This window comes from Pseudomonas kuykendallii (assembly GCF_900106975.1).
Lineage (GTDB): Bacteria > Pseudomonadota > Gammaproteobacteria > Pseudomonadales > Pseudomonadaceae > Pseudomonas_O > Pseudomonas_O kuykendallii.
The window spans coordinates 174446-198258 of sequence record NZ_FNNU01000001.1 but is presented as its reverse complement, the minus strand read 5'-3'; the positions used below and the strand labels follow the sequence as shown (position 1 = coordinate 198258).

The following is a 23813-nucleotide window of genomic DNA, read 5'->3' as shown; positions in this document are numbered from 1 at the left end:
CGTGAATGGGGGCGTTCAGGTATGGGCGTAGGCCGTCAGCGTGGCTCGCGGTCTTCCCACTTGGGCACCACGGTGGGCCGCCAGGCGTCCAGCAGATCGAGCAGGCCGGAGGCGGAGTCGCTCAGCTGCAGCATCTCGCGATGCGGCGGACGGACGAAGCCTTCGTTCATCAGGTGATCGAGAAATGCGCCGAGCTTGCCGTAGAACCCCATCACCTCGAACAGGCCGAGGGGTTTGGCGTGATAGCCGAGCTGGCCCCAGGTCCACACCTCGAAGAGTTCCTCCAGGGTGCCGAGCCCGCCCGGCAGGGCGATGAAGGCGTCGGAGAGTTCGGCCATGCGCGCCTTGCGCGCGTGCATGCCGTCGACCACTTCCAGGCGGGTGAGGCCGGGATGGCCGATCTCCGCGTCACGCAGGCTTTGCGGAATGATGCCGATGACTTCGCCGCCGGCCCTGAGCGTGGCATCGGCGACGATACCCATCAGGCCCACCGCGCCACCGCCGTACACCAGCGTCATGCCGCGTCGGGCGATCTCTTCGCCGAGGCGCTCGGCGGCCTCGCGGTAAACAGGATCCCGGCCCGTGCTGGCACCGCAGAACACGCAAACGGAACGCAACGACATCATCTACTCCGTGGTCATTCAGGCACACAGAGTAACGGCCCGCGCCGGGCGCGGCCATGCTTTCAGACGAGTCGTTCGGTGTCGGGGCTGATGCCGCTGGCACCACAGGCATAGGCCGCCAGTACCGCGCGCAGTAATTCGTTGAGATACATCATTGCTCTCCTAAAGTGGCGTTGACGGTCTCATCCTATAAGGTCAGGGTATGCCCCACTCGTTGAGAATCTGTATCAACCCGATAGTCCGACATGCGGATTCCGGGTGCGCGGTGTCAGCGATATCCCGGCCCACGAAGCCAGGACCATCGCCGGCCTCGACGTCATGCTGCGGCACGGCGTCTTTGCGACACGGCGCCGCAGGTGCTGTGTAAGAAGCCACTGCTCTGGCAGTCTTGACGGGATGACTCACTGCCAATGCCCTACTGCCCAGGAGGCAAGATGATCCGCAAACTCGCAATCGCAACCCTGCTCGCCGTCGCCAGCGCCCCGGTCTTTGCCGCCGAATGCAAAGTCGATATCGAGGCCACCGACCAGATGACCTTCAACACCAAGGCCGTTCAGATCAGCAAGAGCTGCAAGCAGTTCACGGTGAACCTGAAACACGTCGGCAAGCTGCCGAAGAACGTGATGGGCCACAACTGGGTGCTGACCTCCGCCGCCAACGAGCAGCCGGTCGCCACCGACGGCATGTCCGCCGGCCTCGACAAGAACTACATCAAGGAAGGCGACGACCGCGTCATCGCCCACACCAAAGTGATCGGCGGTGGCGAAAGCGACTCCGTGACCTTCGATGTCTCCAAGCTGGCTGCCGGCACCGACTACGCGTTCTTCTGCTCGTTCCCGGGCCACGTCGCGATGATGAAGGGCACGGTCACCCTGGTCGACTGAGTCGTCCATCGATCGAAAGAAGGCCGCTTCCGAGCGGCCTTTTTCATGCCCGGCGTTTCGTCCGAGTGGGCGCCGGGAGGGCGGTCATTCCCTTTTTTCCTGCTGAGTTCAGAGCCGCGCGAGCATCCAGCGCACGAAGTCGCGCACCTTCGGCACTTCGGCCACCTGCTCCGCGTAGGCCAGGTAGTAGGCGTTGTGGCTGCTCATCGCGTGGTCCCAGGCGACCACAAGCTTGCCTTCGGCGAGCTCCTCCTCGACCAGGAAGCGCGGCAGCAGGGCCACGCCGCAGCCGACCTGGGCGGCGCGGATGCACATGTAGAAGCTGTCGAAGCGCGGCCCGTGATAACTGTGTTCGGTATGCAGGCCCTGGCCGAGGAACCAGTCGTGCCAGGCTTCGGGGCGGCCGGTGTTCTGCAGCAGGACGAAGTCGGCGAGCTGGGTCGGGTCTTCCAGCGGCTGTTCGGGCAGCAGCCTCGGCGCGCATACCGGCAGCATCTCCTCGTCGAACAGACGCACGCATTCGGCGCCCGGCCGTGCACCCTGGCCGAAATAGAACGCCAGGTCGCTGCGGCCCTGGATCAGGTCGTCCGGCTCGCGCTCCTGGCGCAGGTCGAGGTGGATCTGCGGGTATTCCAGGCGCCAGCCCTTGAGTCGCGGAATCAGCCAGCGCGCGGCGAAGGTCGGCGGCGCGCAAACGCGCAGCACCTCGGTCTCGCCGCCGTAGGAGCGCAGGTAATGGGTCGACATTTCGATCTGGGTGAGGATCTTGCGTACCTCGTCCAGGTACAGCGAGCCCGCCGGGGTCAGTTGCAGGCGACGGCGCACGCGGCGCAGCAGCAGATGCTGGATCTGCTCCTCGAGCTGGGCGACCTGCTTGCTCACCGCGCTCTGCGTCAGGCTCAGTTCCTCGGCGGCGCGGGTGAAGGACAGGTGCCGCGCCGCCGCCTCGAAGCATTGCAGCGCGGTGAGCGAGGGCAGGTTGCGTTTGTTGAGCATGGCGGCCTCGGGTGGAGGGGTCTTTGCATGAGCGAATGGAATGATAACTGGAACAATGCTCGTTTGTTGGCACGCCTGGTAGCCGCTATTAATAAGGCATCCCTCGTCACCGATTTTCAGGAGTTCGCATGCTCGGCCCATTGTTCGACCGTCTGGGGCTTTCCCCGCAGCTGATCCAGCAGGGCGATCTCGCCGTGCACACGCCCATCGACGGCAGCCGTATCGGCAGCGTCGCGCTGCAGGGCGCCGCCGATGTCGAGCAGGCGGTCGGGCGCGCCGAGCGGGCGTTCCAGGCGTGGCGCTCGGTGCCGGCGCCGCGTCGCGGCGAGCTGGTGCGGCAGTTTGGCGAGGCGCTGCGGGCGCACAAGGCCGACCTCGGCGAACTGGTGTCCTGGGAGGCCGGCAAGATCACCCAGGAAGGGCTGGGCGAAGTGCAGGAAATGATCGACATCTGCGACTTCGCCGTCGGCCTGTCGCGTCAGCTGTATGGCCTGACCATCGCCTCGGAACGTCCCGGCCATCACATGCGCGAGAGCTGGCAGCCGCTGGGGGTGGTCGCGGTGATCAGCGCCTTCAACTTCCCGGTCGCGGTGTGGGCGTGGAATGCCGCACTGGCGCTGGTCTGCGGCAACCCGGTGATCTGGAAGCCGTCGGAGAAGACCCCGCTCACCGCGCTGGCCTGCCAGGCGCTGTTCGACAAGGTGGTCGCCGGTTTCGACGGCGCGCCCGAGTACCTCAACCAGGTGCTGATCGGCGATCGCAGCGCCGGCGAAGCGCTGGTCGAGGACCCGCGCGTGGCGCTGGTCAGCGCGACCGGCAGCACGCGCATGGGGCGCGACGTGGCGCCCAGGGTCGCCGCCCGTTTCGCCCGCAGCATCCTCGAGCTGGGCGGCAACAACGCGATGATCCTCGCGCCCAGCGCCGACCTCGACCTGGCCGTGCGGGCGATCCTGTTCAGCGCCGTGGGCACCGCCGGGCAGCGTTGCACCACGCTGCGCCGGCTGATTGCCCACGAATCGGTGAAGGAGGAGATCGTCGCCCGGCTGAAGGCAGCCTACGCCAAGGTGCGCATCGGCCATCCGCTGCAGGGCAATCTGGTCGGTCCGCTGATCGACCGGCAGGCCTTCGAGGCGATGCAGGGCGCGCTGAGCCAGGCGCGCGGCGAGGGCGGCAAGGTGTTTGGCGGCGAGCGCCAACTGGCCGAGCAGTTCCCCGAGGCGTTCTACGTGTCGCCAGCCATCGTCGAGATGCCCGAGCAGAGCGACGTGGTGCGCGGCGAGACCTTCGCGCCGATCCTCTACGTCATCGGCTACAGCGACTTCGAGCAGGCGCTGCAGCTAAACAATTCGGTGCCGCAGGGGCTCTCCTCCTGCGTGTTCACCAACGACGTGCGCGAGGCGGAGCAGTTCATGTCCGCGACCGGCAGCGATTGCGGCATCGCCAACGTCAACATCGGCCCGAGTGGCGCGGAGATCGGCGGCGCCTTCGGCGGCGAGAAGGAAACCGGCGGCGGCCGCGAGTCCGGCTCCGATGCCTGGCGCGCCTACATGCGTCGGCAGACCAATACGGTGAACTACTCGCGCGAACTGCCGCTGGCGCAGGGCATTACCTTCGACTGAACAGGCGGCGTTTCAGGATCTGCCGGGCATCGGCTCGCTGGGGAGCCTAAGGAAAGGAGTGTCGGACATGACCATGCTGCGCCAGGAATGTCTGTGGGAAGCGCTGACCCCGAAGCGGCCGCGTGCGGCGGCGCTGGCGGGGGAACACAAGGCCGACGTGTGCGTGATCGGCGCCGGTATCACCGGGCTGTCGGCGGCGCTGCACCTGCTCGAGCGCGGCAAGCGGGTGTGCATCCTCGAGGCCCATGAAGTGGGTCATGGCGGTTCGGGGCGCAACGTCGGGCTGGTCAACGCGGGCATGTGGATCGCCCCGGACGAGATCGAAGCCGGCCTCGGCCTCGCCGTCGGCCAGCAACTGAACCAGACGCTGGGCGCGGCGCCCGCGCTGGTGTTCTCGCTGGTCGATCGCTACGCCATCGATTGCCAGCTGCGCCGCGAGGGCACCCTACACATGGCGCACAACGCCGCCGGGCTGGCCAACCTGCGCAGTCGCTGCGAGCAGTGGCAGCGCCGTGGCGCGCCGGTCGAGCTGCTCACCGGGCAGGTCTGCGTACGCGCCACCGGTACCGAGCGGATCGCCGGCGCGCTGCTTGATCGTCGCGCCGGCACGCTCAATCCGATGGCCTACACGGTCGGGCTGGCGAATGCGGTGCAGCAACTGGGCGGCGAGCTGTTCGAGCATTCTCCAGTGGCCCGGCTGGAACGCCAGGGCGCGCAGTGGGTGGTGCGCAGCGAGGCCGGGGCGGTGCTCGCCGAGCAGGTCGTGATCGCGTCTAGCGCCTACACCGAAGGCGAATGGAGCGAGGTGCAGCGGCATTTCTTTCCCGGCTTCTACTACCAGGTCGCTTCGACGCCGCTGCACGGTGAGGAAGCGGCGCGCATCCTGCCGGGCGGCCAGGGCTCCTGGGACACCCGCCAGGTGCTCAGCAGCATCCGCCGCGACGCCGACGGTCGCCTGTTGCTCGGTAGCCTCGGCAACGGCACGCGCAAGCCGGCGTGGTTCCTGCGCGCCTGGGCCCGGCGCATCCAGAAGCACTACTTTCCCTACCTGCCGGCGGTCGATTGGGAATACACCTGGACCGGTTGCATCGACTTCACCCCGGATCACCTGATGCGCCTCTTCGAGCCGGCGCCGGGGCTGCTCGCGGTGGCCGGCTACAACGGTCGTGGCGTCACCACGGGCAGCGTGGTCGGCAAGGCCTTCGCCGATTACCTGTGCACGGGGAACGCCGCCGCGTTGCCGATGCCGTTCCGCTCCACGCCCGCCGTCAGTGCGCCGCGGTTGCGCAGCGGGATGTACGAACTGGGATTTTCGCTCTACCACGCCGGGCAGTGCCTGCGCGTGGTGATCTAAGTGTGTTCGGAGGGCTGACCAGCGATGGTGCGGGTGGGTATTTTCGGTGCACCAGCGGTGGGCGATTCCCCGTCGCTAAGTGGCCGTTACCGAAAGTAAAAATAGCCTTCCGGGCAGCCTGTCGCATATCTGCCCGAAAAAGGCGCATTGAAATAGAGGGCCACTAAATTTTTTTTTCGAATCCTCTGATTTTTTGACAAGACCCTCTGTTTCTTCCCGTTCGGCCGGAGTTTCTTCTGGATGGCACAAGGCTTGCTCTTGCAAGCTGCCAATCCAAACCCCTCAGGGAGCAACTCCATGCCTCACAAGTCTTTCAACAAAGGTGTTCTGGCTTTCGCTGTTGCAAGCGCGATGAGCCTCTCCTCTTTTGCATACGCAGACGTAGTCATTGGTGTAGCCGGTCCGATGACCGGGGGTAACGCCGCGTTCGGCGAGCAGCTGTGGCGTGGCGCTGAACAAGCCGTCGCCGACATCAACGCTGCCGGTGGCATCAACGGCGAGAAGATCAAGCTGGTCAAGGCGGACGACGCTTGCGAGCCGAAACAGGCCGTAGCGGTCGCCAACCGTCTGGTCGACTCCGACAAGGCCGTCGCCGTGGTCGGTCACTTCTGCTCCTCCTCGACCATGCCGGCCTCCGAGGTCTATGACGAAGCAGGCATCATTTCGATTACCCCGGCGTCGACCAACCCGCAGGTCACCGAGCGCGGCCTGACCGGCGAATTCCGCATGTGCGGTCGTGACGACCAGCAGGGCGTGGTTGCCGGCGACTACATCGTCGATACCCTGAAAGCCAAGAAAGTCGCGGTCATCCACGACAAGGACACCTACGGCCAGGGCCTGGCCGACGCCACCAAGATGGAGCTGAACAAGCGCGGCGTTAAGGAAGTACTCTACGAAGGTCTGACCCGCGGCGAGAAAGACTTCAACGCCCTGGTCACCAAGATCCGTTCCACCGGCGCCGAAGTCGTCTACTTCGGTGGTCTGCACGCCGAAGCCGGTCCGCTGGTCCGCCAGATGCGCGAGCAGGGCGTCACCGCCAAGTTCGTTTCCGGCGACGGCATCGTCACCGACGAATTCGTCGGCACCGCGGGTGGCGCGCAATACGCCAAGGGCGTGCTGATGACCTTCGGCGCCGACCCGCGTCAGATCCCGGATGGCAAGGCCGTCATCGAGAAATTCCGCGCCAACGGCTATGAGCCGGAAGGCTACACCCTGTACTCCTACGCCTCGATCCAGACCATCGCCGCCGCCTTCGCCGGCGCCAAGAGCACCGAAGGCGCCAAGGCTTCGGCCTGGCTGAAAGCCAACCCGGTCTCCACCGTCATGGGCAAGAAGGAATTCGATGCCAAGGGCGACCTGAAAGTCTCCGACTACGTGATGTACGAGTGGGACGACGCTGGCAAGTACAAGCAACTCTGATGTCAGTCGAAGCCCCCGTGCGGTGATCCCGCGCGGGGGCTTCGGGTATTTGCGTCGAGCCTCGGAAGGGCGGCGCGGCTTCGGTCGCCCGGCCCTTCTTTTCAAGGGGGAGTCGCCGCCCTGCTTTACCCAGGCAACCGGATGCACCTCCCAGGCCCCTCGCAAGACTCCTCTTCCCGTCATGACTTGAGAGTTGATTTATGGACGGTATTTTCCTGCAGCAAATGATCAACGGCCTGACCCTCGGCTCGGTCTATGGTCTGATCGCCATCGGCTACACCATGGTTTACGGCATCATCGGCATGATCAACTTCGCCCACGGCGAGGTGTACATGGTCTCTGCCTACCTCGCCGCCATCGCCATCGCGGTACTCGGCTTCTTCGGCGTGCACTCCTTCCCGCTGGTGATTCTCGGGACCCTCATCTTCACCATCGTGGTGACCGGCGTTTACGGGTTCGCCATCGAGCGCATCGCCTACAAACCGCTGCGCAACTCGACCCGCCTAGCACCGCTGATCTCGGCGATCGGCATGTCGCTGATCCTGCAGAACTACGTGCAGCTCAGCCAGGGCGCGCGTCAGCAAGGCATCCCGACCATGCTCGAAGGCAGCCTGCGGCTGCACGTCGGCGAAGGGTTCGTGATGATCACCTACACCAAACTGTTCATCATCGCCGCCGCCATTGCCGGCATGCTGGCGCTGACCTTCATCATCCAGCGCACGCGCCTCGGACGCATGTGCCGGGCGACCCAGCAGGACCGCAAGATGGCGCAGATCCTCGGCATCAACACCGACCGGGTGATCTCCTACGTATTCGTCATCGGCGCGTCCATGGGTGCCCTGGCCGGTGTGCTGATCACCCTGAACTACGGCACCTTTGACTTCTATGCCGGCTTCATCATCGGCATCAAGGCGTTCACCGCCGCGGTGCTCGGCGGCATCGGCTCGCTGCCCGGTGCGATGCTCGGCGGGCTGATCCTCGGCGTGGCCGAGGCGCAGTTCTCCGGCATGGTCAACACCGACTACAAGGACGTGTTCAGCTTCTCGCTGCTGGTACTGATCCTGATCTTCCGACCGCAAGGGCTCCTGGGTCGTCCCCAGGTGACTAAGGTGTGATGCCCGTGAGCACTTCTTCCATCGATATCAAGAAAAGCCTGATCGACAGCGTGATGGCCGGGCTGATCGCCCTCATCGTGTTCGGTCCGATCGTCGGGGTGGTCCTTCAGGGCTACGATTTCAACCTGCAGTTCGACCGTGTCGGCTGGATGGTGCTGGTGGTCATGGTCGGCCGCTTCGCCCTCAGCCTGTTCCTGCAGACCTCGCGCGGCGCCGTGGTGCTGCAGAGCTTCGAGAGCCCGGCGGGCGGTGTCGGCGTACTGCCGCCGGACTACAAGTCGCGGCTGCGCTGGATTCTCCCGGTGCTGGTGCTGCTGGCGGTGGCGTTCCCGTTCTTCGCCAACAAGTACCTGCTCACCGTGGTCATCCTCGGCCTGATCTACGTGCTGCTCGGCCTCGGCCTGAACATCGTGGTCGGCCTGGCCGGCCTGCTCGACCTGGGCTTCGTCGGCTTCTACGCCATCGGCGCCTATGGCCTGGCGATGGGCTACGAGTACCTCGGGCTGGGTTTCTGGAGCATGCTGCCGCTGTCGGCGATCCTCGCCGCGTTCGCCGGCATGTTGCTCGGCTTCCCGGTGTTGCGGATGCACGGCGACTACCTGGCGATCGTCACCCTCGGCTTCGGCGAGATCATCCGCCTGATCCTCAACAACTGGCTGGCGGTGACCGGCGGTCCGAACGGCATGAGCGCTCCGGCGCCGACCTTCTTCGGTCTCGAGTTCGCCCGCCGTGCGAAGGATGGCGGCACGCCGTTCCACGAGTTCTTCGGCATCTCCTACGATCCGAACCTGAAGTTCCTGTTCACCTACGCCGTGCTGTTCCTGGTCGTGCTGCTGGTGCTCTACATCAAGCATCGCCTCACCCGCATGCCGGTCGGGCGTGCCTGGGAAGCGCTGCGTGAAGACGAGATCGCCTGCCGCGCGATGGGCCTCAACCACGTGCTGGTGAAGCTCTCGGCGTTCATGCTCGGCGCCTCCACCGCCGGTATCGCCGGGGTGTTCTTCGCCACCTACCAGGGCTTCGTCAACCCGGCTTCGTTCACCTTCTTCGAGTCGGCGCTGATCCTCGCCATCGTCGTCCTCGGCGGCATGGGATCGACCATCGGGGTGGTGATCGCCGCCTTCGTGCTGACCGTCGCCCCCGAGTTGCTGCGCAGCTTCGCGGACTACCGCGTGCTGCTGTTCGGCATCCTCATGGTGGTGATGATGATCTGGAAACCACGCGGCCTGATTCGCATCAACCGCATCGGCATAGCCCCACGCAAAGGAGTGGCGCCATGAGCGACGTCATTCTCTCCGTCGACTCGCTGATGATGCACTTCGGTGGCATCAAGGCGCTGAACGACGTGAATTTCTCCGTCAAGCGGCATTCGATTTCCGCGCTGATCGGCCCCAACGGCGCCGGCAAGACCACCGTGTTCAACTGCCTCACCGGCTTCTACTCGGCCACCGGCGGGAAGATCCTGCTCAACGCCCAGGGCAAGCAGACCGACGTGATCAAGGTGCTCGGCGAGCCCTTCGCGGCGGACGACTTCGTCAAGCCGGCGCAGTTCGGTTCGCGGGTCTGGTACAAGATGTTCGGCGGCACCCACCTGGTGAACCGCGCCGGCCTGGCGCGGACCTTCCAGAACATTCGCCTGTTCAAGGAAATGACCGTCCTGGAAAACCTGCTGGTGGCGCAGCACATGCTCGCCAACCGCAACATGTTCGCCGGCATCTTCAACACGCCCGGCTACCGCAAGGCCGAAAGCACGCTGCTCGACACCGCGTTCTACTGGCTGGAAGTGGTCGACCTGGTGGAGCACGCCAATCGCCTCGCCGGCGAGCTTTCCTATGGCCAGCAGCGCCGCCTGGAAATCGCCCGGGCGATGTGCACGGCGCCGGAACTGATCTGCCTGGACGAACCGGCCGCCGGCCTCAACCCCGCGGAAACCGAGGCGCTGGCCGGGATGATCCGCCTGCTGCGCGACGAGCACGGCATCACCGTGCTGCTGATCGAGCACGACATGGGCATGGTCATGAGCATCTCCGACCACATCGTGGTGCTCGACCACGGGCTGGTCATCGCCCAGGGCGGGCCTGACGACATCAAGAACGATCCGAAGGTGATTGCCGCCTACCTCGGCGCGGAAGAGGAGGAAGTGGCATGAGTTCGCCGATGCTGGAGTTCAAGGACGTCAACGTCTTCTACGGGCAGATCCATGCCCTCAAGGGCGTGAGCATGCACATCAACGAGGGCGAGACGGTCAGCCTGATCGGCGCCAACGGCGCCGGCAAGTCGACCCTGCTGATGTCGATCTTCGGCCAGCCGCGGGCGAAGAGCGGGCAGATCCTCTATCAGGGCACCGATATCAGCAAGAAGTCGGCGCACTACGTGGCCTCCAACGGCATCGCGCAGTCGCCGGAAGGGCGCCGCGTATTCCCCGACATGAGCGTGGAAGAGAACCTGCTGATGGGCACCATCCCCATCGGCGCGAAGTTCGCCGACGAGGACATGCAGCGCATGTTCGAGCTGTTTCCGCGCCTCAAGGAGCGCCGCAACCAGCGCGCCATGACCATGTCCGGCGGCGAGCAGCAGATGCTCGCCATCGCCCGTGCACTGATGAGCCGACCCAAGTTGCTGCTGCTCGACGAGCCGTCGCTCGGTCTGGCACCGATCGTGGTGAAGCAGATCTTCTCGACCCTGCGCGAACTGGCGCAAACCGGCATGACCATCTTCCTGGTGGAGCAGAACGCCAACCACGCGCTGCGCCTCTCCGACCGCGCCTACGTGATGGTCACCGGGCAGATCCGCATGTCCGGCACCGGGCAGGAACTGCTGACTAACCCGGAAGTGCGCGAAGCCTATCTCGGCGGTCACTGAGCGACACCTCTGCGCCCGGGGTGGGTGGCGAGCCTGGCTTGCCACCCACCCCGGGCTTTTTATTGGGCGCAGGTTTTCCGGACTGCGTGCGGAGAGCGCCCTTGAGTGTGAGAGGGTTGGTGCATGCGTACCCCTACGCTGTATTCGTGCGATCGAAAGCGCCGCCGGAGTTGTTCAGGGAAACTGTGGAGCGAGCTGTGAATAACGTGGTGGCAGAGCGCTGCGGGCGGCTGTCTGCGCGGCTTCCGGAGGTTTGATCGGAATTTGACCGGATGGTTGAATTCCAAGGGAAAACAGTCAGTTATTGAAGACCTTGGCGCTCGGTGAGGCGTCGGCGAGTTGTCCCCAGGAGCTGTGGATAGTCTTGTGAATAAGGCGGGGAAGGACGCCGCGACCAGCCTGGGGACGCGGCTTTCAGGGAACTGTGCGTTTTTTGTGCTGTCGCGGGTTTTCCACGTTTGCCTGTCGCGATCAACTGGCGGCCTTCACCGGGCTGGCCTCGCGAACGGTCATCGATTCGGCCAGCAGCGCGGCGGCCTCGCGCAGGCGCGGCACGCAGTCGAGCAGGTCGTTGAGGCTCTTGCGCGCGGTGGGCGCATGGCAGGCCAGTGCCGCGACGCAGTGACCGGCGGCGTCGGTAATGGGCACCGCCACGGCGGCCATGCCGCGGACGAACTCCTCGCTGTCGATGCCCACGCCGCGCGCCTTGATCCGTTCCAGCTCGGTCTCCAGAAGGGCCGCGTCGGTGAGGGTGCGGTCGGTCTGCCGAGTCAGCGGCAGGTGCGCGAGCATCCGCTGGCGTTGGCTGGCGCTCATGCTCGCCAGGTACAGCTTGCCGCTGGCGGTGCAATGCAGCGGCACGTGGGTGCCGGGCTCGACGTGCAGGCGAAGGGGCTCGCGGGTTTCCACGCGGTCGATGTAGAGCACCTGGTTGCCGTCCAGCGCGGTCAGGTTGCAGGTTTCGCCCAGCTCGGCGACCAGTTCCTCGAGGATCAGCCGGTGACGCTGCAGCACCGCCTGGTTGCGCAGCGCATGCAGGCCCAGCTGCCGGGCGTGGGGTCCGGGCAGGTAGGTCTTTTCGTCCAGTTCGCGGATCAGGTAACCGTGCCGCTCCAGCGCGGCGAGCATGCGCAGCAGGGTCGCCTTGGGCGCCTGCAGGCGGTCGCTGAGTTGCGCCAGGGTCACCGGCTCGCTGGCGCAGACCACGGCCTCGAGCGCGAGCAGGGCGCGCAGGCTGCGGTCACCGTTGCCCAGGGCTTCGCTATCCATCGCCTCTACATTCTTTTTTGAATCTTTTCGTTCCATTTTCTGGTTACCTGTTCCGGCCGGCAAATGGTCTTATTTATCTTCATTACTGATTTATAAAGGCTTTCTGCGGTATTTGGAAATTCTGCCGGCGGTGGCCTCATGGGAGAAAGACTTCTGGTTCCATGAAAGTGGTCCGTAATGTTTTAATTTTCAAGCGTTGTTCGGATTTATGAAATATAAAAACAAGAGGATTCCCGAATGTCACGCGCCTACGACTATGTCGTTGTCGGCGCCGGTTCCGCCGGTTGTGTACTGGCGAACCGGTTGAGCGAGAACGGTCGATACAGCGTCTGCCTCCTGGAGGCCGGGCCGCCGGACCGCTACCTGTGGATCCACATTCCCATCGGTTATGCCAAGACGATGTTCCACCCCGTGTACAACTGGGGTTTCTACACCGACCCCGACCCGGGCATGCACGACCGCAAGATCTACTGGCCGCGCGGTCGCGGCTTCGGCGGCTGCAGCTCGGTCAACGGGCTGATCTACATCCGCGGACAGAAGGCCGACTACGACGCCTGGGCCGCCGCCGGCAACGAGGGCTGGAGCTGGGACCAGGTGCTGCCGTACTTCCGCCGCGCCGAACACAACGACCTCGGCGCCGGGCCTACCCGTGGCACCGAGGGCCCGCTCTGGGCCTCCAGCATCAAGGCCCGCCATCCGCTCACCGAAGCCTTCATCGGGGCCGCCAACAGGCTCGGCGTGCCACGAGTCGACGATTTCAACAGTGGCGACCAGGAGGGCGTCGGCTACTACCAGCTGACCACCCGCAACGGCCTGCGTTGCAGCACCTCGGTGGCCTACTTGCGTCCGGCCATGGGTCGGCCGAACCTGACGGTGGAGTCCAACGCGCACGCCGAGAAGGTGCTGTTCGAAGGCACCCGCGCGGTGGGCGTGCAGTACCGCCAGGGTGGACGCTCGCTGAGCGTGCGCGCCAACCGCGAGGTGATTCTCAGCGCCGGCGCGCTGCAGTCGCCGCAGTTGCTGCAACTGTCGGGCGTCGGCCCGCGCGAATTGCTGCAGCAGTTCGGTATACCGCTGGTGCATGCGCTGCCGGGCGTCGGCGAAAACCTGCAGGATCACCTGCAGATCCGCCTGATGTACGAGTGTACCCAGCCGATCACCACCAACGATGACCTCAACTCGCTCGTGCGCAAGATGCGCATGGGCATGCAATGGTTGCTGACCCGCACCGGCCCGCTGGCGATCGGCATCAATCAGGGCGGGCTGTTCACCAATGTCCATTCGCCCGACGGGTTGCCGGATATCCAGTACCACTTCGGCACACTCAGCGCGGACTCCGCCGGAGGCAGCGTGCACCCGTTCTCGGGGTTCACCATGTCGGTCTGCCAGTTGCGTCCGCAGAGCCGCGGCTACGTGCGGATCAAGTCCGCCGACCCGATGGACGCGCCGTCCATGCAGCCCAACTACCTGTCCGCCGAACTGGACCGGCAGACCGCCATCGCCGGCGTCCGCTACACCCGCAAGCTGGCCGAAACCGAGCCGCTGAAGAGCCTGATCCGCCGCGAGTACCGGCCCGGTCCGGCGTGCGAGAGCGACGCCGAGATTCTCGAATTCTGCCGTGAATACGGCGCCTCGATCTTCCATCCGTCCGGCACCTGCAAGATGGGCAACGACCCGCTGGCGGTGGTGGATCAGCGCCTGCGTGTTCATGGTGTGCAGGGGCTGCGGGTGGTGGACTGTTCGATCATGCCGACCCTGGTTTCCGGCAACACCAACGTGCCGGTTGTCATGATCGCGGAAAAGGCCTCGGAGATGATCCTCGAAGAGGCGAACCAGCCCTCGCTCAGCCAGCGAGTCCCATTGACTTCGACGCGTGCAGAACTAGAAGCCCAGGCATCCTGACCGAACTCCACGTGACGGACCTGCCAACGGCGCCCTGCGGGGCGTCAGCGGAGCCTGTCGCTTAGCAAAACAAAAATAGGAGCACTGCCATGTCATCGCAAAACTCGTTACGCAAGGTCGTAACCGCCAGCGTCATCGGCGCCACCATCGAGTGGTACGACTTTTTCCTCTACGGCGTGGTCGCCGGCATCGTCTTCAACAAGCTGTATTTCCCCTCGGACGATCCGCTGGTCTCGACCATGCTCGCCTACGGCACCTTCGCCGTCGGCTTCGTCACCCGGCCGCTGGGCGGGGTGATCTTCGGCCACTTCGGCGACAAGATCGGGCGCAAGAGCATGCTGGTGATGACCATGATGATCATGGGCATCGCCACCTTCCTCATCGGCCTGGTGCCGACCTACGACACCATTGGCGTCTGGGCGCCGATCCTGCTGCTGTTGCTGCGCGTGTTCCAGGGCATCGGCCTGGGCGGCGAGTGGGGCGGCGCGGTGCTGATGGCGTTCGAGTACGCGCCGGAGAAGAAGCGCGGCTTCTACGCCAGCCTGCCGCAGGTCGGCCTGGCCATCGGGCTGTGCCTGGCTTCGGGGGTGGTCGGCATCCTTTCCTACGCCCTGAGCGACCAGCAGTTCCTCGACTGGGGCTGGCGTGCGGCCTTCCTGCTCAGCGCGGTGCTGGTGTTCCTCGGCACCTGGATTCGCCTGAACGTGATGGAGACGCCGGAGTTCGCCAAGGTCAAGCAGGAGAACGCCGAGGCCAGCATTCCCTTCATCGACATGATCAAGCGCTATCCGAAGAACGTGCTGGCCGGCATGGGCGCGCGCTACATCGACGGCGTGTTCTTCAACGTGTTCGGCGTGTTCTCCCTCAGCTACCTGACGCAGACGCTCAACCTGCCGCGCGCCCAGGCGCTGATCGGGGTGATGGTGGCGGCGGTGGTGATGTGCTTCACCATCCCGCTGTTCGGCGCGCTGTCCGACCGCATCGGACGAACCCGGGTGTACCTGTGGGGCTCGCTGATCACCGGCATCTCGGCCTTCCCGGCGTTCTGGATGATGACCACCAGCGGCGGCGACATGTTCACCATCTGGCTGGCCATCGTTATCCCGTTCGGCATCTTCTACGCCTCGGTCTATGGGCCTGAAGCGGCGATGTTCTGCGAACTGTTCGACGCCAAGGTGCGCTACACCGGGATCTCCTTCGTCTATCAGTTCTCCGGCATCTTCGCCAGCGGCCTGACCCCGATGATCGCCACCGCACTGATGCGCAGCAGTGGCGGGCAACCCTGGACCACCTGCTGGTACGTGCTTGGCGTCGGTGTGATCAGTGCCTACTCGGCCTGGTGGATCGGCCGCTACGCGAAGAAGCAGGGCAAGGAAAAGCAGGCCTCGGCGGGTAGCGCGAACCCGGCGCGCGCCATGCCGTAACCACTCGAAACGGCCCGGCCAGCGTCTTCGCGAGGAGACGCTGGCTTTGCTTCGTGTGGTGGATCAGCGTGGACAACGACGAGCCCCGCCGGGCGTGAAGCCCGGTGGAGCGAGGAGGCGACTATCTCAGTAGAACAGACCGCCCAGTGGCGACGAGGCGTCGCCCAGCGAACGCCGGGGCATGCGCCCGGCCAGGTAACCCTCGCGCCCGGCCTGCACCGCCTTGCGCATTGCTGCGGCCATCAGCAGCGGATCGCGGGCCTTGGCGATGGCGGTGTTCATCAGCACGCCGGCGCAGCCCAGTTCCATGGCGAAGGTGGCATCCGAGGGCGTGCCGACGCCGGCGTCGACGATCACTGGAACCCGGGCGTTCTCCACGATCAGGCCGATGTTGTACGGGTTGCGGATTCCCAGCCCGGAGCCGATGGGCGCGCCCAGCGGCATGATCGCGACGCAGCCGAGGTCTTCGAGCTTGCGCGCGGCGAGCGGGTCGTCGCTGGTGTAGACCATCACCTGGAACCCCTCACGAACCAGCCTTTCGGCAGCCTTGAGGGTTTCGCCGATGTCCGGGTAGAGCGTCCTCGGGTCGCCGAGCACTTCCAGCTTGACCAGGTCGTGGCCGTCCAGCAGCTCGCGGGCGAGCAGGCAGGTGCGCACCGCGTCCTCGGCGGTGTAGCAGCCGGCGGTGTTCGGCAACAGGGTATAGCGCTCGGGCGGGATCACCTCGAGCAGGTTCGGCTGCGCGGCGTCCTGGCCGAGGTTGCTGCGGCGCACCGCGAAGGTGACCACCTCGGCGCCGCTGGCCTCGATGGCGGCGCGGGTCTGCTCCAGGTCGGCGTAATGCCCGGTGCCGACCAGCAGGCGCGAAGTGAAGATGTGACCGTGGACGATCAGGCAGTCCGGTGGGGATGTGGCGACGTTCATGGCAGCTCCTTGTGCGGCGGCGTGGCGCGACCGGAGTCAGCCGCCGCCGATGGCGTGGACCAGTTCCAGGCGATCGCCGTCGGCGAGTACGCATGCCCCGTGCTGGCTGCGCGGGATCACCCAGCCATTGAGTTCCGCCGCCACCCGGCGCTGCTGCAGGTCGAGCCGTTGCAGCAGTTCGCCGAGGGTGCAGGGCTGGGGCAGGCGGTGCGCCTCGCCGTTTATATGAAGCTCGATCATGCGGCCTGGCCGGTCGGTTGTGTCCGCCACCAGCTTGCCCGGCCGCTCGCGGCGCCATGCAGGGCCAACGATTCGCTCTCGTTGGTGCCAGCGCGGCGGCGTCATCGCGGAGACGTGCACGCGTCGATCCGCCGGTCCGACAACAACAATTAGAACGCGAGGTTGTGATGCTGCAACTGTTCCATTTGTCCCCGGAAAAGGCCGCCAGCCTGCAGCAGCAGCTGCGCGAGCAGATCGCCCGGGCGATCCTCAACGGCAACATGCCGTTGGAAAAACCGCTGCCTTCCAGTCGCAAGCTGGCCAAGCAACTAAACATCGCGCGCAACACGGTGGTGCTGACCTACGAGCACCTGCTCGACGACGGCTACCTGCTGGCGCGCGAGCGCAGCGGCTACTATGTCAACCCGGCGATCCTCTCGCGCAAGCCCGCCGCGCCGCGCGTCGAGCCGGCGCCGCGCACGCAGGATGCGCCGGACTGGTCGCGGCATTTCGTGCTCAATCCGTCCGCCCAGCGCAACAAGATCAAGCCGCGCGACTGGCAGAACTTTCCCTACCCGTTCATCTACGGGCAGTTCGACCCGGCGCTGTTTCCCACTGCCAACTGGCGCGAGTGCTGCCGCGACGCCGTCAGCGTGCCGGCGATCCGCGACTGGGCCAGCGACCGCCTCGACAACGACGACCCGCTGCTGATGGAGCAGATCCGCACCCGTCTGCTTCCGCGGCGCGGCGTCTGGGCGCGGCCCGAGCAGATTCTGGTGACCGTCGGCGCGCAGCAGGCGCTGTACATCCTCGCCCGCCTGCTGCTGGACAAGGACCGCTGCCTCGGCATCGAGGACCCCGGATACATGGACGTGCGCAACATCGCGCTGCTCAACCCCTCGCGCGTGCTGCCGCTGCCGGTGGACGAGCACGGGCTGATCATCGACGACCGCCTGGCCGCCTGCGATTGCGTGTACGTGACGCCCAGCCACCAGTGCCCGACCACCGTGACCATGCCGCTGGAGCGGCGCTACGAACTGCTGGAACGGGCGCACCGGCACGATTTCCTGATCATCGAGGACGACTACGAAAGCGAGACCAACTACCGCAGCAACCCGACGCCGGCGCTCAAGAGCCTCGACCGCAACGAGCGGGTGATCTACACCGGCAGCCTGTCGAAGACCCTCGCGCCGGGGCTGCGCGTCGGTTACCTGGTCGGCCCGGAACCGCTGATTCGCGAGGCCCGCGCGCTGCGCCGGCTGATGGTGCGGCACCCGGCGGCGAACAATCAGCGCTCGGTGGCGCTGTTCCTCGAGCGCGGCTACCACGACGCGCTGATGATGACGCTCATGCAGGCCTACGAGGAGCGCTCGCAGGCGATGCACGCGGCGCTCGACGAGTTCCTTCCCGAGTCGTCGCAGCAGCCCGCCTTCGGCGGTTCCTGCTACTGGGTTAAGGGGCCGGACAACCTGGATGCCCGCGTGCTGCGCCAGCTCGCCGCCGAGCGCGGCGTGCTGATCGAGCCCGGCGACATCCATTTCCACAGCGAGAACGCGCCGCAGAATTTCTTCCGGCTCGGCTATTCGTCGATTCCGGTGGAGCGCATCCGGCCGGGCATCGAGATTCTCGCCGAACTGATCCAGGGGCTGTGCCCATGACGCCCTGGTACGACGATTTCCTGCCGACTGGTCCCATCGCCGCAGGCCGCGGCAGAGCGGCTGGCGCAACGGATGGCGGGGAACTGGCCCTATGGCGGCGGGGCGCGCAGCTCCTAGTCTTGGTCCAGGTTCGCGCGGCCTCGCCCACGAGGCGGCCGCGACGGATGTCAGCCACAAGAACAACAAGGGGCGAGGCGCACATGCCGGCGAAATCCACTTCCGTGAACACCCATCACCTCCGCCAGGCCGTCGCGCGACCCGCGCGGATGGCGTCGTCGTCCCCGCTCTCCCTTCCCGCGGCGCGCAAGTCGCTGCACGCAACCAACCGATAAGGAACAGCACATGGCACGCATGACTCCCAGCGAGGCGCTCGTCGAAACGATGGTCGCCAATGGCGTCACCGACATCTTCGGCATCATGGGTTCGGCCTTCATGGACGCGATGGACATCTTCGCGCCAGCCGGTATCCGCTTCATTCCGGTGGTCCACGAGCAGGGCGCCGGGCACATGGCCGACGGCTATTCGCGGGTCAGCGGCCGTCATGGCGTGTGCATCGCGCAGAACGGGCCGGGTATCACCAACTTCGTCACCGCCATCGCCGCCGCCTACTGGGCGCATAGCCCGGTGGTGGTGATCACCCCGGAAACCGGCTCGATGAGCCAGGGCCTCGGCGGCTTCCAGGAAGCCCAGCAACTGCCGTTCTTCGAGACCATCACCAAGTACCAGGGCCATGTCGCCAACCCGGCGCGGATGGCCGAACTGACCGCGCGCTGCTTCGACCGCGCGATGCTGGAAAACGGCCCGACCCAGCTGAACATCCCGCGCGACTTCTTCTACGGCGACATCAACGTCGAGATTCCCAAGCCGATCCGCATCGAGCGCAGCGCCGGCGGCGAGCAGAGCCTGGCCGAAGCCGCGGCGATGCTGGCGCAGGCGAAGAACCCGGTGATCATCTCCGGCGGCGGCGTGGTGATGGGCGACGCGGTGGAGGAGTGCAAGGCGCTGGCCGAATTCCTCGGTGCGCCGGTGGTGAACAGCTACCTGCACAACGACTCGTTCCCGGCCAGCCACCCGTTGTGGTGCGGCCCGCTCGGCTACCAGGGCTCCAAGGCCGGGATGAAGCTGATTTCCCGCGCCGACGTGGTGGTCGCGCTGGGCACCCGTCTCGGCCCGTTCGGCACGCTGCCGCAACACGGCATGGATTACTGGCCGAAGAACGCCAAGATCATTCAGATCGACTGCGACCCGACCATGCTCGGCCTGGTGAAGAAGATTTCCGTGGGCATCTGCGGTGATGCCAAGGCCGCCGCCGTCAGCCTGCACGAACGCCTCAAGGCGCTGGACGTGGCCTGCCTGCAGACCAAGGGCGCGCGTGCCGAAGAAATCGCCGCGGAGAAATCCGCCTGGGAAGCGGAACTCGACGAATGGGTCCACGAGAAGGACGAATACTCGCTGGACATGATCAAGGAGCAGGAAGGCGAGGAGGGCAGCTACCTGCACCCGCGTCAGGTCCTGCGCGAGCTGGAGAAGGCGATGCCGGCCGATGCCATGGTCTCCACCGACATCGGCAACATCAACTCGGTCTCCAACAGCTACCTGCGCTTCGAGAAGCCGCGTTCGTTCTTCGCCGCGATGAGCTTCGGCAACTGCGGCTACGCGCTGCCGACCATCATCGGCGCCAAGGTCGCCGCACCGCACCGCACCGCCATTTCCTACGCCGGCGACGGTGCCTGGGGCATGTCGATGATGGAAATCATGACCTGCGTGCGGGAGAACATCCCGGTCACCTCGATCGTCTTCCACAACCGTCAGTGGGGCGCGGAGAAGAAGAACCAGGTGGACTTCTACAACCGCCGCTTCGTCGCCGGCGACCTGGAAAACCAGAGCTTCGCCGAGATCGCCCGGGCGATGGGCGCCGAAGGCGTCACCGTCGACCGGCTGGAGGACGTCGGCCCGGCGCTGAAGGCCGCCTGCGCCGCGCAGAAGGACGGCAAGACCACGGTGATCGAGATCATGTGTACCCGCGAGCTGGGCGATCCGTTCCGTCGCGATGCGCTGTCCAAGCCGGTGCGCTACCTCGACAAGTACAAGGACTACTGCTGATCGAGTGGGGCTTCGGCCTGCTGAGCGTCGGCGCTTGGAGACAACCCGGGACGCCCCCGGTTGTCTCCGCCTTGTCTCGCTCTAGCTCGCTGGGCCTGACGCCTGCCTTGAACGAGGTCCACTTCAAACGAGCGCCACCGTTGCGGCGGTGGCCCTCGAGGGACAACTATGCTCAGCACCCTTACCCGTGAATGCCCGCCGTTCCTGCTCGAGCGCGCCAAGCGCCTGCCCAGGGTCGTCACCGCGGTGGTCAATCCGGTCAACGAATTGAGCCTGGCCAGTGCGCGCCAGGCGTGTGACGAAGGTCTGATCGAGCCGATCCTGGTCGGCGACGAGACGGCCCTTCGCGCGCTGGCCGAGCGTATCGGCTGGGACCTGCACGGCATCCGTCTGCTGCAGGCCGACGACGACGCGCAAAGCGCGCAGGCCTGCGCGATGCTCGCCAGTCGCGGCGAAGCCGATGCGCTGATGAAAGGCCACCTGCACACCGACGTATTGCTGCGCGCGGTGCTCAAGCGCGAGGCCGGGCTGCGCACCCAGAGTCGCTTGAGCCACGTCTTCCACATGACGCTGCCGGGCAACGACCGCGCGCTGTGCATCACCGATGCGGTGATCAACGTGCAGCCGACGCTGATCGACAAGCTGCACATCGCGCGCAATGCCATAGAGCTGATGCACGCGCTGGGCTACGCCAAGCCGCGCATGGCGATCCTCTCCGGCACCGAGGAGGTCACCGCCGCCATGCCGTCCAGCGTCGACGCCGCCGAACTGGTCAAGCTCGCAGCGATCGGCGCCCTCGGCGGCGCGCACATCGAGGGACCGCTGGCGTTCGACAACGCCGTGTCGGTGGAAGCCGCGCAGATCAAGGGCATCACCGGCGAAGTGGCGGGCAACGCGGACATCCTGCTGGTGCCGAACCTCGAGGCCGGCAATTTCCTCTTCAAGCAGATGGTGTACTTCATGGGCGCCACGGCGGCCGGGCTGGTGCTCGGTGCGCGGGTGCCGATCATGATCACCTCGCGCGCCGACCCGCTGGAGGCGCGCCTGGCCTCCTGCGCGCTGGCCTCGATCTTCATCGACCACCAGCGCGGCCGGCTGCACGAGCGGGCCAGCTGAGCGAATACCTGGAGGAACAGCATGCTGCAACAACGCTATGGATTCATCGTCAAGACGCCCGACATGGACTTCCTCGCCCATCAGGGGCGCCTGAAATCGGAGCAATTCGAAATCGCCGTGTGCGCGGTGCGCACCGTCGAGGAGGCGGTCATGGTTGCCCAGGAGCTGCTCACCCGGCACGTGCAGGTGATCGAGCTGTCCGGCGGCTTCGATATGCGGGACGCCGAACAGGTTCGCCAGGCGCTGCAGGGGCGGGCGAGGGTGGGGCTGGTGCAGTATCTGGATGCGCCGCCGTTGAGTGCCGTCGGCTAACGGAAAATTCTTGCTATATGAAAACGGGAAAGTCGCTCAGGCAACTTTCCCGTTTCTGCATCTGTGGATGCGATTTAGTGCAATGCGCTTATCGCCTAGATTCAATAGTTGGACGATAAGCGCTGCGACGCTCCGAAGTTACTTGGAGCCGCCCTTGCGACCGGCTTCCGACGCCCGGTCACGGTTGTTGGCGAAGTTGCCGCCACTGTTCTGTCCGCCCTTGCGTCCGGCGGCTGCCGCTTTTTCGCGGTCATTGGCGAAGTTGCCAGGATTCGAATGAGCCATGCTGCACTCCTTCATCGATTGATGGGTTTCCGGTGATTCCGTCCGCCTAGTGCGAACCGCCCTTGCGACCGGCCCGGGAGGCGCGTTCCCGGTCGTTGGCGAAGTTGCCGCCGCTGTTGCGGCCTCCCTTGCGGCCCGCTTCGGCGGCCTTCTCACGGTTGTTGGCGAAGTTTCCGGGGTTGCTGTGCGGGGTAGCCATAAAGGGTTTTCCTCCGTCGCTAGAACGCTGATTCAAGAATCATTACCATCGGCTTGCACTTTTTCTGAGACCACTTTCGCCAACTAGTTCGGCATTCAGTCGCATATCCATGGATCACTGACGAATGGTTTTCCATGAATTAATCAGGGGTGGCTTTTTGCGATTACCTGTTGGCGCGCACGTTGCGTGTTAGATGTTTCGACGATGAAACAGAATGCACAATTGTTCGCGCCGCGTTGTAACTTCGACGCAACTTTCGAGTGTATTTTCGATACGCCGCTTCGTTTGAATGCCTGCACTAGAGGCTCCCGAATAGGTGTACTTTGATCGCAATAACTGGCGCAGAATCATTTTGCGCGTTAACGTTATCGCCATCGAACGGAGGACTCCGCCATGTCCAGGACCGATGCCTGCGAGGAACTGAAGCTGGATAACCAGCTGTGCTTCGCGCTCTATTCCACCTCGCTGTTGATGACCAAGATCTACAAGCCGCTGCTGCAGGCGGTAGGGCTGACCTACCCGCAATACCTGGCGATGCTGGTGCTGTGGGAGGGCGATGGAATCACCGTCGGCGATCTCAGCGGTCGACTGCTGACCGACCCCGGCTCGGTAACGCCCTTGCTCAAGCGCCTGGAAGGCATCGGACTGATCACGCGTACCCGCAGCAGCAGCGACGAGCGCGTGGTCGAGCTGCATGTCACGGAAGCCGGTTGGGCGCTGCGCAAGCAGGCCGAGGCGTTCCCGCTCTGCATCGTCGAGGCCAGCGGCCAAAGCGTGGAGGAACTGCTCGCGCTGAAGGATCAACTGGTCACCTTGCGAAGCAATTTCCGAAACGCCCTCTGACCCGCCGCTGGCGGGTTTTTTCTGGCTGGATAATTTTTTTCGACAAATAACTTGCGCGCAAAATAAATGCGAGCTAACTTAAATCCACGGATCTGATTTGCGCTACAGAGCAGGAGTACCCCCGGTTGCTCGCGCCCGTCCGATCTACCGCGCCGCCAACGGGCGCCTGCACCTGACCCCACTCTTGAAAAGGAAATACACCATGTCGATCGAAAACGTTCTCTACCGTGCCTATGCCGATGCCACCGGTGGCCGTGATGGCCGCGCCGTCTCTTCCGATGGCGTGCTCGACGTCAGCCTGGCCACGCCCAAGGAACTTGGCGGCGCCGGCGGCCAGGGCACCAACCCCGAGCAACTGTTCGCTGCCGGCTACTCGGCCTGCTTCCTGGGGGCGCTGAAGTTCGTCGCTGCCCGCGACAAGCACGTGCTGTCGCCCGACACCTGGATCGAAGGGGTGGTCGGCATCGGTGCGATTCCCACCGGCTTCGGCATCGAGGTCGAGTTGAAGATCACCCTGCCGGGGCTGGAACGTGCGGAGGCCGAGGAACTGGTGCAGAAGGCGCACATCGTCTGCCCGTACTCGAACGCGACCCGCGGCAACATCGACGTCACCCTCACGCTGGTTTGAGCCCGTCTCGCTGCGGTAACGAAAAGGCCGCCACGGAAGCCTTCCGTGGCGGCTTTTTT

Annotated in this window: 21 protein-coding genes and 2 pseudogenes; 16 read left to right on the top strand and 7 right to left on the bottom strand. The window is 65.1% G+C overall.

Annotation, left to right across the window (positions count from 1 at the left end; translation table 11 throughout):
• Nucleotides 1-35: 35 nt before the first annotated feature.
• Nucleotides 36-623: a cytokinin riboside 5'-monophosphate phosphoribohydrolase gene (locus BLV15_RS00875; protein WP_090223803.1), complete on the bottom strand. Its 588-nt coding sequence runs from the start codon at nucleotides 621-623 to the stop codon at nucleotides 36-38.
• A gap of 434 nt (nucleotides 624-1057) precedes the next feature.
• Here BLV15_RS00875 and azu point away from each other — a divergent pair, with 434 nt between their 5' ends.
• Nucleotides 1058-1507, top strand: a complete 450-nt coding sequence (azu, locus tag BLV15_RS00870) for an azurin (RefSeq protein ID WP_090223801.1) — start codon at nucleotides 1058-1060, stop codon at nucleotides 1505-1507.
• A gap of 108 nt (nucleotides 1508-1615) precedes the next feature.
• On the opposite strand, the gene gcvA is transcribed toward azu, so the two are convergent.
• Nucleotides 1616-2503 (bottom strand): transcriptional regulator GcvA, encoded by an 888-nt coding sequence (gene gcvA, locus BLV15_RS00865; protein ID WP_090223799.1) that lies wholly within the window; start codon nucleotides 2501-2503, stop codon nucleotides 1616-1618.
• Between the two features lie 128 nt (nucleotides 2504-2631).
• Here gcvA and amaB point away from each other — a divergent pair, with 128 nt between their 5' ends.
• The 7 genes from amaB to BLV15_RS00830 all read left to right on the top strand — a co-directional run bounded on the left by amaB (nucleotide 2632) and on the right by BLV15_RS00830 (nucleotide 10872).
• Nucleotides 2632-4122 (top strand): L-piperidine-6-carboxylate dehydrogenase, encoded by a 1491-nt coding sequence (gene amaB / locus BLV15_RS00860; RefSeq protein ID WP_090223798.1) that lies wholly within the window; start codon nucleotides 2632-2634, stop codon nucleotides 4120-4122.
• A gap of 67 nt (nucleotides 4123-4189) precedes the next feature.
• Nucleotides 4190-5476, top strand: coding sequence for an L-pipecolate oxidase (amaA, locus tag BLV15_RS00855; RefSeq protein ID WP_090223796.1), 1287 nt, complete (start codon nucleotides 4190-4192; stop codon nucleotides 5474-5476).
• Nucleotides 5477-5773: 297 nt separating this feature from the next.
• Nucleotides 5774-6895, top strand: coding sequence for a branched-chain amino acid ABC transporter substrate-binding protein (locus tag BLV15_RS00850; RefSeq protein ID WP_090223795.1), 1122 nt, complete (start codon nucleotides 5774-5776; stop codon nucleotides 6893-6895).
• Between the two features lie 200 nt (nucleotides 6896-7095).
• Nucleotides 7096-8010 (top strand): ABC transporter permease subunit, encoded by a 915-nt coding sequence (locus BLV15_RS00845; protein WP_090223793.1) that lies wholly within the window; start codon nucleotides 7096-7098, stop codon nucleotides 8008-8010.
• Between the two features lie 5 nt (nucleotides 8011-8015).
• On the top strand, nucleotides 8016-9290 hold the full coding sequence (gene livM / locus BLV15_RS00840) for a high-affinity branched-chain amino acid ABC transporter permease LivM (protein WP_425438507.1): 1275 nt from the start codon (nucleotides 8016-8018) through the stop codon (nucleotides 9288-9290).
• A complete protein-coding gene (locus BLV15_RS00835) occupies nucleotides 9287-10159 on the top strand; it encodes an ABC transporter ATP-binding protein (protein WP_090223790.1) in 873 nt (290 codons plus the stop codon). The genes livM and BLV15_RS00835 overlap by 4 nt, the downstream gene beginning before the upstream one ends.
• On the top strand, nucleotides 10156-10872 hold the full coding sequence (locus tag BLV15_RS00830) for an ABC transporter ATP-binding protein (RefSeq protein WP_090223789.1): 717 nt from the start codon (nucleotides 10156-10158) through the stop codon (nucleotides 10870-10872). The genes BLV15_RS00835 and BLV15_RS00830 overlap by 4 nt, the downstream gene beginning before the upstream one ends.
• A 471-nt stretch (nucleotides 10873-11343) precedes the next feature.
• On the opposite strand, the gene BLV15_RS00825 is transcribed toward BLV15_RS00830, so the two are convergent.
• The gene (locus BLV15_RS00825; protein WP_245728116.1) at nucleotides 11344-12141 is read right to left on the bottom strand and encodes an IclR family transcriptional regulator; all 798 of its coding nucleotides are present in this window, start codon (nucleotides 12139-12141) and stop codon (nucleotides 11344-11346) included.
• A gap of 237 nt (nucleotides 12142-12378) precedes the next feature.
• Here BLV15_RS00825 and BLV15_RS00820 point away from each other — a divergent pair, with 237 nt between their 5' ends.
• Nucleotides 12379-14043, top strand: coding sequence for a GMC family oxidoreductase (locus tag BLV15_RS00820; RefSeq protein ID WP_090223785.1), 1665 nt, complete (start codon nucleotides 12379-12381; stop codon nucleotides 14041-14043).
• An 89-nt stretch (nucleotides 14044-14132) separates the two neighbouring features.
• Nucleotides 14133-15467 (top strand): MFS transporter, encoded by a 1335-nt coding sequence (locus BLV15_RS00815; protein WP_090223784.1) that lies wholly within the window; start codon nucleotides 14133-14135, stop codon nucleotides 15465-15467.
• A gap of 126 nt (nucleotides 15468-15593) precedes the next feature.
• Here the strand turns inward: BLV15_RS00815 and BLV15_RS00810 are convergent, their stop codons facing one another.
• Together BLV15_RS00810 and thiS are read right to left on the bottom strand one after the other, a co-directional pair.
• Nucleotides 15594-16391: a thiazole synthase gene (locus tag BLV15_RS00810; RefSeq protein ID WP_090223782.1), complete on the bottom strand. Its 798-nt coding sequence runs from the start codon at nucleotides 16389-16391 to the stop codon at nucleotides 15594-15596.
• A 36-nt stretch (nucleotides 16392-16427) separates the two neighbouring features.
• The gene (gene thiS / locus BLV15_RS00805; protein ID WP_090223780.1) at nucleotides 16428-16631 is read right to left on the bottom strand and encodes a sulfur carrier protein ThiS; all 204 of its coding nucleotides are present in this window, start codon (nucleotides 16629-16631) and stop codon (nucleotides 16428-16430) included.
• 167 nt (nucleotides 16632-16798) lie between these two features.
• On the opposite strand from thiS, the gene pdxR reads away from it, so the two are divergent.
• From pdxR to BLV15_RS00785, 4 genes are all read left to right on the top strand, one after another.
• Nucleotides 16799-18268: a MocR-like pyridoxine biosynthesis transcription factor PdxR gene (pdxR, locus tag BLV15_RS00800; RefSeq protein WP_090223779.1), complete on the top strand. Its 1470-nt coding sequence runs from the start codon at nucleotides 16799-16801 to the stop codon at nucleotides 18266-18268.
• 342 nt (nucleotides 18269-18610) lie between these two features.
• Complete coding sequence (gene xsc / locus BLV15_RS00795; protein ID WP_090223778.1) at nucleotides 18611-20371, top strand: sulfoacetaldehyde acetyltransferase; 1761 nt, start codon at nucleotides 18611-18613, stop codon at nucleotides 20369-20371.
• Nucleotides 20372-20539: 168 nt separating this feature from the next.
• Nucleotides 20540-21487, top strand: a complete 948-nt coding sequence (locus BLV15_RS00790) for a bifunctional enoyl-CoA hydratase/phosphate acetyltransferase (RefSeq protein ID WP_090223777.1) — start codon at nucleotides 20540-20542, stop codon at nucleotides 21485-21487.
• Nucleotides 21488-21508: 21 nt separating this feature from the next.
• Entirely contained in the window at nucleotides 21509-21799 is a 291-nt protein-coding gene (locus BLV15_RS00785; RefSeq protein WP_090223775.1) for a DUF6506 family protein, read from the top strand.
• A 138-nt stretch (nucleotides 21800-21937) separates the two neighbouring features.
• Here BLV15_RS00785 and BLV15_RS00780 read toward each other — a convergent pair.
• Together BLV15_RS00780 and BLV15_RS00775 are read right to left on the bottom strand one after the other, a co-directional pair.
• Nucleotides 21938-22066: pseudogene (locus tag BLV15_RS00780) on the bottom strand (con-10 family general stress protein); the annotation flags it as partial.
• Nucleotides 22067-22130: 64 nt separating this feature from the next.
• Nucleotides 22131-22262 (bottom strand): annotated as a pseudogene (locus tag BLV15_RS00775) (con-10 family general stress protein); the annotation flags it as partial.
• Nucleotides 22263-22676: 414 nt separating this feature from the next.
• On the opposite strand from BLV15_RS00775, the gene BLV15_RS00770 reads away from it, so the two are divergent.
• The gene (locus tag BLV15_RS00770) at nucleotides 22677-23126 is read left to right on the top strand and encodes a MarR family winged helix-turn-helix transcriptional regulator (protein ID WP_090223770.1); all 450 of its coding nucleotides are present in this window, start codon (nucleotides 22677-22679) and stop codon (nucleotides 23124-23126) included.
• 202 nt (nucleotides 23127-23328) lie between these two features.
• A complete protein-coding gene (locus BLV15_RS00765; protein ID WP_090223768.1) occupies nucleotides 23329-23754 on the top strand; it encodes an organic hydroperoxide resistance protein in 426 nt (141 codons plus the stop codon).
• The last annotated feature ends 59 nt before the right edge of the window (nucleotides 23755-23813 follow it).